Below are 17,027 nucleotides of genomic sequence, written 5' to 3'. Positions count from 1 at the left end.
CCTTTTACGTTAACGACCTTTCTGGCAGTCGCCGCAAGTGCCATACAGCACCATGGCGTGGCTCTCGAGGACGAAATTATTGTCCTTGGCGACTTTGTGCTGACGCTTTTCGATATCAGGGTCCGAGAACTCCAGGACCTTGCCGCAATTCGTGCAAATCAGATGGTCGTGATGATCGCCATCGTTCAGCTCAAACACGGCCTTGCCGCTATCGAACTGACTACGAGTCAGAATGCCGGCCTGCTCGAACTGCGTCAGAACACGATAGACGGTCGCTAGTCCGATTTCGACGTTTTCGCCAATCAAGGCCCGATAGACATCCTCTGCGCTCAGGTGCCTTTCGTCTGCTTTGCGGAAGATATCCAGGATTTTCAGACGGGGAAAAGTCGCCTTCAAACCCATGTTTTTCAGTTCGCTTTGGTCTGTCATGGTGTAATCGCTCTCTTTCCGCGGTGGCAGGGGCAGAAAATACGGTGCAAAAAGTGAAGCAGCATGCCGCCCTTTTCCGCTGCCCCACGGAGCTACCGCATTGTGAAACCTTTATGATAACGGTTTTACCCGCTTTAAACCTGAGATAGGGGCGCTTGGTGTTCAACATTGCACGTAACCCAACCCGGTTTTTGAAAACCGCTTTGGCAGCCACCGCCGTCGCCGTCGCCGTGGCGGGCTGCACCTCCGGCAAATGGGGCTTTCCCTATAAAGCGCCGGTCCAGCAAGGCAACTGGATCACGCAAGAGCAGGTCGCCTTGCTGCAGCCTGGAATGACCCGTGAACAGGTACGGTTCGCATTGGGCAGCCCGACGCTGACCAGCGTGCTGCACGCGGATCGCTGGGACTACCCCTACTATTTCAAGCCGGGCTATGGTGCCGCGCAAGAACGCAAGTTCACCGTTTGGTTCGACCACGACGTACTGGTGCGTTGGGATGGCGACCAGCAGCCCGAGCTGCAGCCTTTCCAGCTCAATGCCGAAGGCACGCCGCAGCAAGCCACGGACGAGACCATCGACGCCGAGACCGCGCGCCAGAACGCTCAGACGCCGACTCAGGCGCCGATGCCGTCAGACGCCGCTCAGTTGCCCGCGCTGGGCACCCCGCCGGGCGGAGCCTTGCCCGCGAGCCAAGACACCGAGGCTAATGGCGGCAGCAGTGTGCGCGCGCCCAGCATGTCGGAATCGGACGCAAGCGCATCGCAACCCTCGTCCGGTCGCGTGCGTCAGCGCGAGCTGCTCTTGAACGCGCCGACACAGGGCGCCGACAGCGCCGCCAACCCGGCCTTCAATGGCGCCGAGCCGCTACGTTAAACCTGTTGCACGAGGATTACATGCGTATTGCAATTGCAGGAGCCGGCGGCCGGATGGGCCGCATGCTCATCGAAGCTGTACTGAACTGCCCCGACATGACGCTGACCGTGGCGCTATGCCGCAGCGGCTCGGCCGATCTGGGCCAAGATGCCGGCGCCTTTCTGGGGCGTGACACGGGCGTGTTGATCACGGACCAGCTGGACGCACTAGCCGATGCCGATTGTTTGATCGATTTCACGCGTCCCGAAGCGACACTGGCGCATTTGCAAGCCTGCGTGCGTCACAACACACGCATGGTGATCGGCACCACCGGATTCGATGACGCGGGTCGCGCCGCCATCGATGTAGCCGCGCAAAAGATCGCCATCGTGTTCGCGCCGAACATGAGCGTCGGCGTCAACGCGACGCTCAAACTGCTGGATGTCGCCGCGCGCATCCTGAATTCCGGCTATGACGTCGAGGTGTTTGAAGCCCATCACCGCAACAAGGTGGACGCCCCCTCGGGCACCGCGTTGAAGATGGGCGAGACCGTGGCGTCCGCGTGGAATGTGGCGCTGCCGGATGTGGCGACTTGGACGCGACACGGCGACACAGGCGTACGCGAACCGGGCACCATCGGATTTTCAGTCGTGCGCGGTGGCGATATCGTGGGCGACCATACGGTGTTTTTCTGCGGCAATGGCGAGCGCATCGAGATCACGCACCGCTCCAGCAGCCGGGCGACTTATGCCCAGGGGTCGCTGCGCGCGGCGCAGTTCCTGAAGGCTAAGCAACACGGCTTGTATGACATGCAGGCAGTACTTGGGCTGTAACCCGGCGCGGGTGGTCCACGCATAAGCAGGCCGGATGATCTCCGGCCCAATCACTCCGCTAAGCCGCAGAATGGTCGCGCCATACCACCGGCTCTGGTTCTAAATGCACCTGATAACGGGCGGCCACATCGCGCTGAATGGCCGCGGCCAGTGTCATGATGTCATCGGCGGTCGCGGCGCCCTTGTTGACCAAGACTAGCGCCTGCCGATCGTGCACGCCCGCCGCGCCCAGCTGTTTGCCTTTCCAACCACATTGATCGATTAACCATCCGGCGGCGAGTTTGTAGCGGCCGTCCGGTTGCGGATAGGACACCAGCCTGGGATGTTGCTGTAGCAACGTGTCGCGCACGCTGGCGGACACGATAGGATTTTTAAAGAAACTGCCAGCGTTGCCGACCACGGCCGGATCGGGCAACTTCGCGCGCCGGATCTCACAGACCGCTTGATAAATGTCGCGCGCGGTGGGCGCGGCAAGATCGCCGAAATAGCGTCGCAGGTCGGGGTAGTCCAGTACCGGCCGCCACGGTTTGGGCAAGGCAAATCGCACCGACACAATAATCCATTCCCCGGGCGCGGCATGCTTGAATACGCTGTCGCGATAGGCAAACCGGCATTCTGCTGATGTCATCTGCACCAACCGCCGTTGGCCCACATGCCATGCACTCAACCCGCTAAACCGGTCGGCCAGCTCGACCCCATACGCGCCGATGTTTTGCACGGGCGCGGCGCCTATCGTGCCTGGAATCAAAGCCAGATTTTCCAGGCCGCTCCAACCGCGATCAACGCAGGTGGTGACGAAGTCGTGCCAGTTCTCGCCTGCGCCGGCCTCGATAATCCATGCATCGCTGCGTTCTTCGATCAGGCGCACGCCAGTCAAGGCGACGCGCACGACGAGGCTTTGAATCCATGCGGGCAACACCATATTGCTGCCGCCGCCCAGCACGAGCAGCCCAGGATACTGCAATGCCAGATCAGAAAGCGCGGACAATTGATCAACATGACTCAAGGTCACGCACGCTTGCGCGTGCGCGGATAAGCCTAGCGTGTTGAGCGCGGTGAGATCCCGATCCGACGGCGTCAATGGCGCGTGCGGCGGGGACTGAGAAAAATCCGTCATGGAGTGAGATCGGGCAAATCGGGCATGCTGAAGCGCAGACATCTTACAGCAGCCCGAATGAGGCGCCAGCCTCTTGCGCCCTCTCCGGCAACTATACGTTGCTCGGAAATCTGAATTTCCATAGACGCTTTTTATGGGGTCCACATCGGATTAAGCCTGTTTCTACCGCACTCCCCCCGACACTGTGTTGTATTTCGTCTAACACGGCGTACGCTCAGCCTAAGAAAACCAGGCAGCGCTTAGTAGGGACGATAGTCCCAGCAGCCGCGCGCCGTCTCACCATGTCACATGCCCATGAAGTCGCCCGTCTGTTGCTCATCGATGATCACCCCTTAATACGCAGCGGCTTGCGACTGTGCCTGGAGATGACCACCGACTTGCGCGTCATAGGTGAAGCCGAGCATGCCGAGGGCGCACTGGCCTTTTTACATGCGCGTCTCGCCCGAGACCCGCTTGGGCGAACCCTGCCGCACATGGTGCTGATGGATCTGAATATGCCCGGCATGGGCGGGCTGTCGTTGATCGAACAATTGCACCAGCAGTTCCCCCACATCGCTGTACTGGTGCTGTCCATGTACGACCGTACCGACAGCATCGTGCACGCCATACGTGCCGGGGCACGTGGCTATTTATTGAAAGACGAGCCGGCCCCGCACATCGTCGCGGCGGTTCATGCGGTCATGCAAGGGCGGATGGTGTTCAGTGCGGAGGTGAAGATGCGACTTTCGGCGACAGAGGCAGTGAAACAGCGACTCACGCAGCGCGAGCGCGAAGTGCTAGCCTATTTGAGTCGCGGTTACAGCAATAAAGGCATCGCCCAGTTGCTGAACGTGTCGGTGCGGACGGTTGAAACACACCGCCTGAATATTCGAGGCAAACTCAATATCGAGAGCCAGCCTGGGCTTGCCCAATACGCGGTCGAGGCCGCGCAAGCGTTAATGCCTTGGTCCGATGGCGCAACCCCTAGCTCTGATGGGAAAGACAGCCGCGTAACGAGGGCGCCACAAGAGCCTCCTTCGACCGTGCCGCGCGCGCCCAGGATCCCCGTTGCGAGCCCAGCACTTGCATCTTTAAAAAAAGATATATAGAATCTCGTTTCTCTGCTGATGACACATCAACAGCAGCGACGCGGGAGTAGCTCAGTTGGTAGAGCGCAACCTTGCCAAGGTTGAGGTCGCGAGTTCGAGACTCGTCTCCCGCTCCAAATTCAGATTTTCGGATGACAGCATCCGGGAATCATTTCAAAAAGGGCCGAAAGGCCCTTTTTGCATTCCATGACGCCGGCCTATGTACCGCGGACGCGCGCATCTCCCGCGCTACCGCCGTCAATGAATTGACTGATAACCGCGCAAACACGGGTGTTACACTTTCGCCCATTCGCTACAACAGCATCCCCAAAAGGCCCAACATCCCGATTGGGCCTTTTGTTGTCCGCGGCAGCGCTTCGCGCTGCTCGCGGTGGAACCGAGGCACATGGACACCGCTCTTATCCTGTTGATCGTCGTCGTGGTTTGGCAGTTCGCCCGCGTTCGGTATCAACGCGCGCATATTTCTCTGCTGGCTCAGCATCTGTCGAATCTGCAGCTGGAACGCCATATGGAAAATCTGACCCAGGGCTATCTGCGCGCCATCCACGAGGAAGGCGAATCGCGGCAGTTGCAGGTATTAGAAACCTACGTCCAGACCGAGCGTATTGTCGCGGGTCAAGTGCATACCCTGGCCAACAGTTTTCAAAAAGAAAGCCAGCAAGCCGCCAGCCTGATCGCCCTGCCGTTTTGCTTGCCGTACGCGGAACGTTATCTGCCCTCGGTTACGCGGGATTTTCGAGACCTGTTGCGCATCCATGCCGCCGGCCTGCGTCACGTGGTCGATAACGAACCCGGCTATGACCCCAAGACCCGCGCGTATCACCTGTCCGCGGAGCTTTATCTGTTGCAACACAGCTGCCATTGGTTCTGCAAGTCGCGCACCGTGGCCGACGCGCGACTGGCGGCGCGACATCGCCTCACGCATCAGAAAACGCTCGATTCGGTGTCGGAACTGACACGCTCCGCGTACATGAAATGGTTGCACCGGCGGTCCTAAGCCCCTGCAGGGAAGACCCGCCCGTCGTTTCCCACCCCGTGCGCGTCATCGATGACGCTGTGCGTCCTCGAACCGATCAATCGATCGCAATGACGGGAACAGCCGGCTCCAGGCGGTGACAACGAGCATCGTACAGAGCCCGCCCGCCACGGCCGCGGGCACAACGCCTAGCCATGCGGCGCTCACCCCGGCACGAAACTCACCCAGTTCGTTCGACGAGCCGATGAACAACATGTTGACCGCATTGACGCGGCCGCGCATCTCATCCGGCGTGGCAAACTGGATCAACGCGCCGCGCACGTAGACACTGACCATATCCGCCGCCCCCGCCACCGCTAGCGCCAGACAGGAAAGCCACAGCCAGTGCGAGAACGCGAACAAAAGATTCGCCAGTCCAAACACGGCGACGGCGATCAACATACGTTTGCCGACCCGGCCATCAAAGGGACGCATACTGAGAAAGATCCCGGCCCCCACCTCGCCCAGCGCGATGGAACTGCGCAACAGCCCCAGGCCTTGAGGGCCGACTTCCAACACTTCCTGCGCATAAATCGGCAGCAATGCGACCACACCGCCCAGCAACACAGCAAACAGATCCAGCGAGATGGTCCCCAGCACTACCGGACGCGCGAAGATAAACCGGATACCGATACCGAACCGCTGCCAGATCGACGTGCCGCTGGCACTCGCCGTCTGCCCAGCCGATTTGGCCGAGGCCAACACACGCACGGGAATCAGCAATAACGCCCCCGCGGCAAAAGCCAGCAAACACACCGGGTAAGTCGTATGACCGCCGCCTATTCCATAAAGCAGTCCACCCAACAACGGTGCGCCGATCGAAGCAGAACGCATCACCATGCTATTGGTGGCGATAGCCTGCGGCAGTTGCTCGCGAGTGACCAACTGGGGTAACAAGCTTTGCATCGCAGGCCCGGAAAACGCGCGCGAGGCGCCGAACAGCACCAACACCGTATAGATATTCCCCACCCCCGCGAGCCCGTGATCAGACAGCCACCACAGCAAACCGCTGCACATCGCACCCACCGCCCAACTGGTAGCCAGAATGTATTTGCGGGGCAGACGATCGATCAGATCTCCGGCCGGTAGCAACAGGAACAGCATGGGCAGAAACTGCGCCAATCCGACATAGGCCAGCGCCAAGGGCTCGCGGGTTAAATCGTAGACTTGCCACGCCACGACCACCGCCTGAATCTGCGTGGCGGCCATCGCAAGCACGCGCGCGAGCAGAAAGGACAAGAAACCCGAGGGCTGCCGGAAAAGACTAAGTCGGTCGATAGTGGCGGGCATATAAGGTAGAAGTTCTCTCTGCCGGATAGGCGCCTCGGGTCCCAGGTGAACGCGCTTTTGCGGTTCTGACCGGCCGACCCCTTTAACCGTCCAGGCATCATCGGACCGCCATTGTGTCACTCTTATATAAGACATGGGAGGGCAAGCGAAGCCCGAGCCTTGTATGCCCGGCGGAAAAACACGCGCACTCCGACGCTATTTTCTGATACCGTCACGCCCTACGTTTCTCGCGTGCCGGCCATCCCTGGCCGCGCGAGGCCGATGGTGCACAACCCGCCACGTCGGCAACAAGTTTTTTGGAAATGAGACACCGCAATGAGCAAGCAATCCTCGTCGGCGTGGCTGCTGGACGGTTTTAAGATCGGCGACATTTTTTTCGCCTCTCCCACTCAGCAGTTTCGGGCACGCCACGGCGTCGACACGTTAAGCACCTACGCGCCGGCGACCAGCGACACCATCAAGGCCCTGTTTGACCAAGCCGACAAGCAAGGCAATCAAGACGCGATTCTGTTCGGTCTAGTGCCTTTTGACGCGCGCAATCCCGCCAGCCTGACCATCCCCGCGCAGTATCAGCAAGCGCCGGTGCCGCCACGCGCAGCGCCCCAACAGGCAGCGTCCACCGCGAGCGACACCTCGCGGCCCAAAGCCATCGAGCGTCAGCCGGTGCCCGCGCCTGAAGTCTATGGCGATATGGTGCGACGCGCGCTGGAACTGTTCGCGCAAGGCGATGTGAAAAAAATCGTGCTTTCGCGCGCTATGGATGTGACGCTGGATCGACCGGTTGATTACGAAAAGCTGCTGCCCGACTTGCTCGCGCGCAATGCGCACGGCTATACCTTCGCCATCCCGGCATGGGGTATCGCGGGCCAAGCCGACACTCCGGACACCGCCACCCCTGCGGGCACCATGGTCGGCGCCAGCCCGGAACTGCTGGTGCGACGCGAAGGCGCACGCATTTTTGTGAACCCGCTGGCGGGCTCCATTGGCCGCCATCCGGATCCGGAAATCGATCGTGCCCGTAAAGAGGGTCTGGCTATTTCGGAAAAGGATCTGCGTGAACACAGCTATGTGGTCAGCGACATCGTCAGGATTCTGCGCAGCTACTGCGATGAACTCGATGTGCCGGACGGCCCGTCTGTGATCGGTACGGATGCACTGTGGCATCTGTCGACTTACATTACCGGCACGCTGCGCGACCCGGAAGTCACCGCGCTGGATCTGTCGTGCGCGCTGCATCCGACACCGGCCATTTGCGGGCACCCCACTGATCGCGCATTCCAACACATCCGCGAACTGGAGCCTTTCGAGCGCGGTTATTTCGCGGGCCTGGTGGGCTGGCAGCGTGCCAATGGCGATGGCGAATGGGCGTTGACCCTACGCTGCGCGTTGCAGACGGGGGATCGTTCGCTGCGTTTGTATGCTGGCGCGGGCACCGTTGCCGGTTCGGATCCGCAGAGCGAAATCACCGAAACCGCAACTAAGATGGAAACCTTCATGCGCGCGATCAGCTAAATCGCGGACCGAGCGTTCTGCGATAACGCGAAAAAAAGCCCGGTGAAATCCATCACCGGGCTTTTGCTATCTGGCTGATTCAGGGTTTAGTTCACCGTCAGATTCAGACGCTTGATCAAGGGCTCCCAACGGTTGAGTTCCTCATCCATGTATTGGCGGAACTCCTGAGGGCTGTTCGCGGCGGGCTCCATGAATAAAGTGGCCAGTCGCTCTTTGACCGCCGGTGCATTGATGGCCCCGGCTAATGCAGACGAAAGCTTTTGCTGCACGTCGGCGGGAATCCCGGCCGGCGCAACAAATCCAATCCAGCCAGAACCTTCGATCCCAGGCACGCCCAGTTCTTCGATGGTCGGCGTGTCGGGCAGGAAACTCAGGCGATCTTTCGACACGGCAGCCAACGCGCGCAGGCGGCCATCCTTGATCATCGGCATCACGGCAATCGGCGGCAATGCGGCAAAGTCCGTATCCCCCGCGATCAACGAGGTCACGGCTGCCGGCGACGAGGCATAAGGCACATGCACCGCTTTGCCGCCGGTGCGCTCTAACAGCAGTTCCACTGCCAGATGCGACACCGTACCCGCCCCAGTCGAGGGGAAGTTATAGGGTTTGTCCTGCGACTTCATCGCCTTGAGCAAATCGTCAAACGACTTGATGGGCGAATTCGCGGGCACCACCAGAATGTTGTGCTGATGCACACCCAAGGTCAGCGGGTCGATGTCTTTCTTGGGGTCGTAAGGCAGGTCGCTGTACAACACGGTGTTGTTGACCAAGGGCCCAGTGATCGACACACCGAAGGTATAGCCGTCGGGCTTGGCCTTGGCGATCTGAGCGGTACCCAGATTGCCGCTGGCGCCGGGCTTGTTCTGCACCACGATGGGCTGCCCCAGCTTGGTACTGGCTTCTTCGGCAATCGCACGCGCCATCGTATCGGGGCTGGATCCGGGGCCAAACGGCACAATCAAAGTCAGGGGCTTGGTCGGCCAATCGGTAGTGACCTGCGCTGCCGCCGCAAACGGCAGGACGGCCAGGCAGGCGGCCCATAGGAATTTGCGCATGATGCGATATCTCCGTGCTGTTGCTATAAGAATCGTGATGGCGCGCAGTGTACCCCGCAATGATGGGGAGTGACCGGGCGATATCGCCCGATCATGCGCGCTCATGCGTCAGTGCCTGCGATGGTCGATCACCTCAGTGGAGGCGGCCGGTGCAGATGCCAGGACGTGGCCTTTTGAAATGCATGCCCCGCCCGCAACAGCAAGGATTCGCTATAAGGCCGCCCAATGAGCTGAAAGCCAACGGGCAGTTCCACCTCCGAGTCATCCGGTTTGCCCATGCCACCCGGCAAGGAAAGCGCGGGAAGGCCCAGATAGTTCAGGGGCCGCGTCAGGCGCGTGAGCGCGCCACGCAAGGCACTGGAGCGTGCATCGATCGCGTCGAACGCATCGATGCGCGGCGTCATGGTGGGAAACACGGGCGCCATCAACACATCCACCTCTGCCATCACCGTGCGCACGAACTTCAACAGCATGGGACCGCGCAGCGAAGCGGCCTGCAGGTGCAACGTGGCGGGAATGGACACACCCTCACCGAGGCGCGAGGCCGTGAATTTCCCCAGACTCCCCGAGCCGGGACGAATCAGCTCGTCATAGAGCGTTGTGGCCTCGGCGCGGATCATCAGGATGGCCAGCTCGTTGATGGCGTCGTAAGGAAAATCGGGTACCTCGTGGATTTCCGCGCCCAAGGTCTGAAAACTGGCGACGCTTTGATCGAGCACGGACTGAACCTGGGGATCGAGATCGCGGGTAAAGTAGCCGCGCGGCACGCCGATGCGCAGTCCGGCAATGGTGGCATCCAGGCTCTCCAGATAGTCCCGCGCGCCCGGTGCCGCGAGGCTGCCGGCGTCGGCCAGATCATGACCCGCAATGGCCTGAAGCATCAACGCGCAGTCGCGCGCACTGCGTGCCAATGGCCCCAGATGATCGTGCGAGGCGCTCAGGCTCATCGCGCCCGCGCGACTGACCAGGCCGTAAGTGGGTTTGATGCCTGTCACGCCGCACAACGCCGCCGGGATCCGGATAGAGCCGCCGGTATCGCTACCCAGTGCACCATCGACAGCGCCAGCGGCCACGACAGCGGCCGAGCCGCTCGACGAGCCACCGGTGATGCGGTCCAGCGCCCACGGATTGCGGCAACTGCCGACGCTCTCATTCGCGCCCGACGGATCGAACGCCAGTTCGGTCATATGCAGGCGCGCCAGATGCAGCGCGCCGGCTTGGTCGAAACGGCGCAGCACCGTCGCGGTGCTGGTGGATGCAATTGCGTCCCGCCTGCCATAACCCACGTCGTAACCCGTGCGGTGCAGCAGATCCTTATGGGCGAGCGGCATACCGGCAAGCAAGGGCATTGCATCACCACGCGCGATGCCCTCATCAACGGCTCTCGCCTGGGCTATCGCCAACGGCTCGAGAATCTCCATGCACGCGTTCGTCGCGCCGTGTACTTCGGCGAGGCGTTCGGACGCTTCATGGGCGATCTCTTGAGCGCTGACTTGGCGCGCAGCCAGCGCGTGACGTTTTTCCCACCAATCCTGCCAACCGCTCGGCGGCGCGGAGAGGCGAGTTTGCGCAGGCGTGCAAGTTTGGGCCGTGGCGTGCAAGGCTTGCGCGTGAGGCAGCGCGGTAAGCCCCGACACGCCGTCCACTTCACGCGTCAATCGGGCGGCCGTGTCGCGCCAAGCGTTGATCACATCTCGATGGTCATCGCGCAGGGTGTCCACGGCGCACTCCTGTGTACTCGATATTCGTATGCATGCAACATGCCTCGGTCTTAAAGTTTGGGAATATTGCCGGCCGTGATGATGTCGTTCCACTTACTCAGTTCGGACGCAATAAAGCGCGATGCGTCTTCGCGCGAGCCGGGCAGAGTCTGGGCACCCCGTTCGCCAACATAGCGCTTCATATCGTCCTCGGCGAGGATGACATTGAGCGTCTGGTTAAGGGAATCGGCAACCGCGTCTGGAATGCCGGCGGGCGCGCCGAGGAAGAACCAGGCGGATACGTCAAAGCCTTCCAGGCCCAGGTCTTTGCCAGCCTCGGACAACGTGGGGACATCAGGAAACAGATCTGAACGGGTCTTGCCCGTGACGGCCAATGCACGCAGGTTGCCGGCTTTGACATGCGGCGCGGAGGACGGCATATCGTCGAACATCACGTCCACGTGCCCTCCGAGCAATGCATTGACCGCGGGACCGCTACCCGAGAACGGCACATGCTCCATCTTGGTGCCTGCCTTGAGGTTAAACATCTCGCCTGCCAGGTGAATCGTCGTGCCCGCGCCCGAAGAGGCATACGTGGAGCTATCGCTCTTGCCGTGCTTGACGAGGTCATCTATCGACTTGATCGGCGACTCCTTGTTAACCACCACGATTTGCGGGCTCGCTGCGATCAGGCCAATAGGCGAGAAGTCTTTGATGGGGTCGTAGCCGACGTTCTTATACAGATTGGGCGCCACACCATGCGAGGCCACCGTGCCGAGGTACAAGGTATAGCCGTCAGGCGCCGCGCGCCCCGCGTACGCCGTGCCGATGTTCCCGCCGGCACCAGGTTTGTTCTCGACCACGAACGACTGCTTGTAATGATCGCCAAGTTTTTGAGCCAACTTGCGTGCCAGCACATCCGTCGCGCCGCCCGGTGCAAAGGCCACGACGATGGTGACGGGTCGTTGCGGATAGGCCCCCTGGGCGGATGCTGAAGCTGCGCCCGTCAAACCCACCGCAATCGCGGCCATGCCAATCAAGGATTTAATGCTGCGTTGATTCCACACTTTATTTTCCCCTTAGTAAACAGCACTGCTAAAGATCCGCGTTCCTGCGAACCGGCCAAAGACTGCCTCGAAGCAGACTTCAAAAATCCTGACTCATCATGCGTACTTGCCGATCAAGCCGCCATCGACCACTAACTCGGTGCCGGTGATGTAGCTCGCTTCGTCAGACACCAGAAACGCCACCGCATTAGCCACCTCCCAGGGCGTGCCCATGCGGCCCATCGGCACTTGCCTGTCTCGGGCGGCACGTGCCACCTCAAAGTCATCGGCGCTAAACATGCGGCCGACCGTATGCCGCACGCGCGGCGTATCGATGAGGCCCGGTACTACGGTGTTGGCGCGTATGCCGGTGCCTGCATATTGCTGCGCGATCATGCGGGTGAACTGAATCAGCGCGGCCTTGGTCACGTTATAAGCGAGGTGCGGATAGCCCAGGTAACGCAAGCCCGCCACCGATGACACCGTCACGATATTGCCGCCGCCTTGCTCGCGCATGAGGGGCAGCACCAGCCGGCTCACGATGAGCAAGCTGTCCACATTGACCTTCTGGATGCGTTCCCAATCGGGCAGTGGCGTGTCTTCGGGTCCACCGACTTTGCCGATGCCTGCGTTGGCTTGCAGAATATCGATGCGGCCATATTCCGACATCACTGTCTGAACAGCCCGTTCCATCGCGTCGGGATCGGCGACGTCGGCCTGCAGTGCGATACCCCGCGCGCCCAGCGCATGCACAAATGTCAGTGCATCCTCGGCGGCATCACGGTTGGCATCGAGCACGCATACCGTGGCGCCGTGCCTTGCCAAGGTGGCACAGCAAGCCTTGCCGATGCTCCAACCGGGCCCGCTCGAACCACCGCCCGAGACCAGCGCGACCCGACCATTCAAGCGTTCACTGGCGACGGGCAAAACGCCCTCTAAATAGGCCAGTTCCTCTTTCATGCTGCATTCCCCAAGCCCACCGTCATGCCGCCGCAGACGTACAACACTTGGCCAGTGATGAAGCCCGCCCGGTCATCCAAAAAGGACACCACGCCATGCGCCACGTCAGCGGGGGTACCCATGCGTCGCACCGGGATGCTGGAACGGATCTTTTCCGTCTGCGGCGCGCCCGGGGGATTGACGCGTTCGAAGAGTTCGGTCGCGATCGGGCCGGGGCCGATTGCGTTGACCGTGATGCCGTCCGCGCCCATTTCCAAAGCCCAGGTCCGTGTCATACCCAAGAGGCCAGCCTTGCTAGCGGCGTAAACGGTGCGCTCTGTCTTGCCCAAAGCGGCACGACTCGAAATATTGACGATGCGGCCGAACTGATGCCGACGCATGCCGGGCAACAACGCCTGGGCCAGCAGCATGGGCGTCTGGATGTTCAACGCCATCACGAACGCGAGGTCATCGGTGGTTGCGTCTTCCAATAGCGCCGGGCGCACGGTGCCAGCGTTATTCACCAGACGCAACACATCGCGTTCGGCGGCCAGGCGTTCTGCGGCCTGCCTCGTCGCATCGGGATTGCCCAGATCGACCTCGACATGCGTTTCTCCTGGCAATGGCGCTGCTGGCGCCTTGAGGTCGAAGTTGACCACCTCATAGCCATCTTCCAACACGCGCTCGATGACGGCGCGGCCTATGCCCGCACTGCCTCCCGTGACCAGCACCACGCGCGTTGCAGGCCCTTGCGACGATGATGTCTGCATGCTTAATCCTCCTGATGATGCGCAGACTTGCCCGCGCCCACGTAAGGAATCTCACGATCGATGGTGTCCCAGATGAAGCGACCGGAAGGGCTTTCCTGCTCTTCTGCCACATGCGCCACCAAGCCCGCCGCCCGGGAAATCACGGCGAAGCCGCGCATCAACTTGGTCGGTACGCCCAACTCGCCCAGCAAGGCCGCCACAGCACCCGTCGCGTTGATCGTAATGTGACGTCCATAGATCTCGTCGACCATGCGGGCAAGCAGCGTCAATGCATTGACCCACTCGCCTTTCAGGTCCGGTTCCGCGCGCGCCAGTTCCAACAATTTAAGCGCACGCGGATCGTCGGGCTTATGCAGATGGTGACCAAAACCCGGCAGCGGTTTCTTGCTGCTGCGATAGCCCTGCACGATGTCGCGCGCTTCGGCCTCGGGATCTTTGGCGTAAACGATGCGCTCTAACAGCAGCGAGCAGTTTTCCATCGTGCCGACAAAACTGCTGCCCACCGCCATCAAGCCCGCCGCCACCGCGCCTTGCAGGTTTTCCGGCGCGCTCATATAGATCACGCGTGTCGCGATCGCGCTCGGCGTCAGCCCATGCTCCATCAACGTGACGAGCACAACGTCAACGATGCGCAGATCGACCGGACGGGCTTCGCGGCCCATGATCTGCGAGAACAGGACCTCGGTGAAGGTCTTCTTGCCCATCAGGTCTTCGACCAGATCGGCATCGCGATAGGACATGCCTTCGAGGTGATGTGCGCACAGGCGGGTAACAGGGCGGTTCATGCTGTCTCCTTCATAATGGAATCTCGGACGTTGTTCTTGAGGACTTTGCCCACCGACGATCGCGGCAGGCTGTCAAAGACGTGGATGCGTTTAGGGGTATGCACAGGCCCCAATCGCTCGCGCACGAACGCCATCAACGTCTGCTCATCGGCGGTGGCGCCAGGATGAAACTGTACGGCCGCCTGCACCGCCTCTCCCCACTTATCATCGGGAATGCCAAACACCGAGCACTCATACACCGCCGGGTGTTGAGCCAATGCGTTTTCGACATCAATGGGATAGACATTGAAGCCACCCGTGATGATCACGTCGCGCAGGCGGTCTTTGATGTACAGGTAACCGCGCTCATCCACCACTCCGACATCGCCGGTATGCAGCCAACCATCCACGATGGTTTCCGCAGTCTTTTGCGGCAGCCTCCAGTATCCGGTCATCACCAGATCCCCACGCACTACCACCTCGCCAGGCTGGCCCGCGGGCTGCAGCTTGCCGTCCTTATCCATGATGGCAAACTCAGAAAACCAGGTGGCGCAGCCAACCGATCCCATATTGCGCGGATCCTCGAAGTCCTGTGGGGTGATGGCCGTCACGATCTGAGGCGCCTCGGTTTGGCCATAGGTAGAGCCCACCACGGGACCAAAGAACTCGCGCACCTGTTCGAACTTTTCAACCGGCATGGGAGCACCTCCGTAGATCAGATTGCGCAAGCGGGGAAAATCCGCGCGAGACACACCGGGCTGCGCCATGAGCATGTAGATCAGCGTGGGCGGCATGAACGCCAGCGTGCCGCCACGTTCTCGGAACGCCGCGGTGACGGTGGCCGGATTGGACTCTTCCAAGAACAAGTGCGTACCGCCCTGCGCCAACACTGGCATCAGATAGGTGGACGTACCGTGCGTGACGGGTGCGGCGACGACGTAGCGATCCTCATGCGTCAGTTTCCACGCATGAATCTGGTTGACGATGCCTGCCGTCCAGGCGCGATAGGGTTGCATGACACCCTTGGGCAAGCCTGTTGTACCGCCGGTGAATTTAATCGCCTGCGTGGCATCGCGGCCAGGTTCACATCGGATCGGTGTTCGCCCCGCATACCTCTGCAGCAGAGCCGGGAGCGTGTGTTCCGAACCCGTTCCCGCAAGATCCAGCCGGGTCCACGGACCATCCCCGACCAAGCCGGCGCCCGTGTTATCGGTCAGCACGATCGACGGCTCGGTCGCATCGAGTATGCGGGCGATCTCTGCTTTGGTACTGCGATAGTTCAGGGGTACCCAGACCTTTCCGGCAGCGATTACCGCGAGCAAGGCGATGACGTGCTGCGCGCTATTTCCGGCACAGATCGCAACCCGCGTCTGCGGCGTAGGATCGATGTCCTGCAGCGCGGCGGCCAGCGCCAACGCCTCGTCGCGCAGCCGCCGATACGTCCACGTCTCTCGCGGCGTATCCAAGGCGATGCGGTCACTATGTCGGGCAGCGGCCCGCAAAAAGAAGTCAATTGGGTACACAAACTACTCCTGATTCGTCATTGCACTTTGAGACCGGCCGACGTCACGACCTTGCCCCATTTGTCGATTTCCTCATCGACGAACTTCTGCAGCGTCGCGGGCGTATTGGGCTGGGCGGGAGACACGAATCCGCCTTTTTCATAGGCTTCGCGCAACGCTTCGCCCTGCAGACCCTTGTTGATGGCCGCATTCAGGGTCTCGACGATGTTCGCAGGCGTGCCGGCTGGCGCCATCACGGCGAACCAGGACTGCACAGAAAAGCCCGGCAGCCCGGATTCGGCGAGTGTCGGCACATCCGGCACGAATGGCACGCGCTCAAGCGAGGTGACGCCCAACACGCGCAGCTTGCCGGCCTGAACTTGCGGCAAGGACGACGGCAGGTTGTCAAACATCGAGTCGACCTGCCCGCCCAACAGATCGGCGACCGCCGGGCCACTGCCGCGATACGGCACATGCAAAATATCCGTGCCCGTTTCGAGCTTGAAGATTTCGCAAGAAAGATGGATAGAGGATCCGCTGCCCGAAGATGCACAAGTCAGCTTGCCCGGATGCTGCTTGGCGTAGGCGATGTACTCTTTGACCGAATTGATCGGCAGCTTGGGGTGCACGACAAGCACATTCGGAATGGTGGCTAACAACGCCACCGGGGTGAAGTCTTTCTTGATGTCGTAATTGAGCTTCTCGTACAGGGTCCGATTGATGGTGTTCGCAATCGACCCTACGTATAGCGTGTAGCCATCCGGCTTGGCCCGCGCCACCGCTTCCGCGCCAATGTTGCTGTTGGCGCCGGGGCGGTTCTCCACCACGACGGGTTGGCTCAGCGTATCGGACAGTGACTTTGCCACCAAGCGAGCAACGATGTCGGTCGCACCGCCTGCGGCATAGCCGACGACTAACGTGATCGGGCGCGTGGGGTACTTCTCCTGCGCCTGTGCCACCGATCCTACCGTCATGCCCGCAACCGTCATCACCATCACCCGCGCAAATTTCCTCATAACAGAATGCATGTCAGTCTCCAATGGGGTGTTTATTATTTGGACAACTTATGTCGATGCTGCGTGGAATATCATCTACTTCAGGTAGTTGAACGCAAAG

15 protein-coding genes, 1 tRNA gene and 1 pseudogene are annotated in these 17,027 nt (G+C 60.8%); 6 read left to right on the top strand and 11 right to left on the bottom strand.

Annotated features, from left to right (window positions below):
* Positions 1-9: 9 nt before the first annotated feature.
* Positions 10-429 carry a ferric iron uptake transcriptional regulator gene (gene fur / locus GOQ28_RS00905; protein ID WP_160351971.1) on the bottom strand — a complete coding sequence of 140 codons (420 nt, stop codon included), beginning with the start codon at positions 427-429 and terminating at the stop codon, positions 10-12.
* Positions 430-596: 167 nt separating this feature from the next.
* Between fur and GOQ28_RS00900 the strand changes: the two are divergent.
* Both GOQ28_RS00900 and dapB read left to right on the top strand, forming a co-directional pair.
* Positions 597-1,025: pseudogene (locus GOQ28_RS00900) on the top strand (outer membrane protein assembly factor BamE); the annotation flags it as partial.
* Between the two features lie 296 nt (positions 1,026-1,321).
* Positions 1,322-2,113: a 4-hydroxy-tetrahydrodipicolinate reductase gene (gene dapB / locus GOQ28_RS00895; RefSeq protein ID WP_160351970.1), complete on the top strand. Its 792-nt coding sequence runs from the start codon at positions 1,322-1,324 to the stop codon at positions 2,111-2,113.
* Positions 2,114-2,171: 58 nt separating this feature from the next.
* Here the strand turns inward: dapB and murB are convergent, their stop codons facing one another.
* The gene (gene murB / locus GOQ28_RS00890; RefSeq protein WP_160355049.1) at positions 2,172-3,230 is read right to left on the bottom strand and encodes a UDP-N-acetylmuramate dehydrogenase; all 1,059 of its coding nucleotides are present in this window, start codon (positions 3,228-3,230) and stop codon (positions 2,172-2,174) included.
* Positions 3,231-3,511: 281 nt separating this feature from the next.
* Between murB and GOQ28_RS00885 the strand changes: the two genes are divergently transcribed.
* The 3 genes from GOQ28_RS00885 (at position 3,512) to GOQ28_RS00875 (ending at position 5,315) form a co-directional block, all read left to right on the top strand.
* A complete protein-coding gene (locus tag GOQ28_RS00885) occupies positions 3,512-4,318 on the top strand; it encodes a response regulator (protein ID WP_160355048.1) in 807 nt (268 codons plus the stop codon).
* Positions 4,319-4,358: 40 nt separating this feature from the next.
* Positions 4,359-4,434 (top strand) — tRNA-Gly (locus GOQ28_RS00880).
* Positions 4,435-4,703: 269 nt separating this feature from the next.
* Positions 4,704-5,315: a hypothetical protein gene (locus GOQ28_RS00875; RefSeq protein ID WP_160355047.1), complete on the top strand. Its 612-nt coding sequence runs from the start codon at positions 4,704-4,706 to the stop codon at positions 5,313-5,315.
* 45 nt (positions 5,316-5,360) lie between these two features.
* On the opposite strand, the gene GOQ28_RS00870 is transcribed toward GOQ28_RS00875, so the two are convergent.
* Positions 5,361-6,623, bottom strand: a complete 1,263-nt coding sequence (locus GOQ28_RS00870; RefSeq protein ID WP_160355046.1) for an MFS transporter — start codon at positions 6,621-6,623, stop codon at positions 5,361-5,363.
* A 315-nt stretch (positions 6,624-6,938) separates the two neighbouring features.
* Here GOQ28_RS00870 and GOQ28_RS00865 point away from each other — a divergent pair, with 315 nt between their 5' ends.
* The gene (locus tag GOQ28_RS00865; RefSeq protein ID WP_160355045.1) at positions 6,939-8,135 is read left to right on the top strand and encodes an isochorismate synthase; all 1,197 of its coding nucleotides are present in this window, start codon (positions 6,939-6,941) and stop codon (positions 8,133-8,135) included.
* An 86-nt stretch (positions 8,136-8,221) separates the two neighbouring features.
* Here GOQ28_RS00865 and GOQ28_RS00860 read toward each other — a convergent pair whose 3' ends face one another.
* The 8 genes from GOQ28_RS00860 to GOQ28_RS00825 form a co-directional block, all read right to left on the bottom strand.
* Entirely contained in the window at positions 8,222-9,190 is a 969-nt protein-coding gene (locus tag GOQ28_RS00860; RefSeq protein WP_160355044.1) for a Bug family tripartite tricarboxylate transporter substrate binding protein, read from the bottom strand.
* A gap of 128 nt (positions 9,191-9,318) precedes the next feature.
* On the bottom strand, positions 9,319-10,911 hold the full coding sequence (locus tag GOQ28_RS00855; RefSeq protein WP_160355043.1) for an amidase family protein: 1,593 nt from the start codon (positions 10,909-10,911) through the stop codon (positions 9,319-9,321).
* 50 nt (positions 10,912-10,961) lie between these two features.
* Complete coding sequence (locus tag GOQ28_RS00850) at positions 10,962-11,957, bottom strand: tripartite tricarboxylate transporter substrate-binding protein (protein WP_160355042.1); 996 nt, start codon at positions 11,955-11,957, stop codon at positions 10,962-10,964.
* Positions 11,958-12,053: 96 nt separating this feature from the next.
* Positions 12,054-12,896 carry an SDR family NAD(P)-dependent oxidoreductase gene (locus tag GOQ28_RS00845; protein WP_160355041.1) on the bottom strand — a complete coding sequence of 281 codons (843 nt, stop codon included), beginning with the start codon at positions 12,894-12,896 and terminating at the stop codon, positions 12,054-12,056.
* Positions 12,893-13,645: an SDR family NAD(P)-dependent oxidoreductase gene (locus GOQ28_RS00840; protein ID WP_160355040.1), complete on the bottom strand. Its 753-nt coding sequence runs from the start codon at positions 13,643-13,645 to the stop codon at positions 12,893-12,895. The genes GOQ28_RS00845 and GOQ28_RS00840 overlap by 4 nt, the downstream gene beginning before the upstream one ends.
* Positions 13,646-13,647: 2 nt before the next feature.
* Positions 13,648-14,430, bottom strand: coding sequence for a citryl-CoA lyase (locus tag GOQ28_RS00835; RefSeq protein ID WP_160355039.1), 783 nt, complete (start codon positions 14,428-14,430; stop codon positions 13,648-13,650).
* Positions 14,427-15,932 (bottom strand): AMP-binding protein, encoded by a 1,506-nt coding sequence (locus GOQ28_RS00830; protein WP_160355038.1) that lies wholly within the window; start codon positions 15,930-15,932, stop codon positions 14,427-14,429. The genes GOQ28_RS00835 and GOQ28_RS00830 overlap by 4 nt, the downstream gene beginning before the upstream one ends.
* 17 nt (positions 15,933-15,949) lie before the next feature.
* Positions 15,950-16,939, bottom strand: a complete 990-nt coding sequence (locus GOQ28_RS00825) for a tripartite tricarboxylate transporter substrate binding protein (RefSeq protein ID WP_160355037.1) — start codon at positions 16,937-16,939, stop codon at positions 15,950-15,952.
* Between the last annotated feature and the right edge of the window lie 88 nt (positions 16,940-17,027).

Origin of the sequence: Bordetella sp. 02P26C-1, assembly GCF_009763255.1 — a bacterium.
GTDB lineage: Bacteria > Pseudomonadota > Gammaproteobacteria > Burkholderiales > Burkholderiaceae_B > Bordetella_A.
This window is presented reverse-complemented; position numbering and strand designations above follow the sequence as displayed.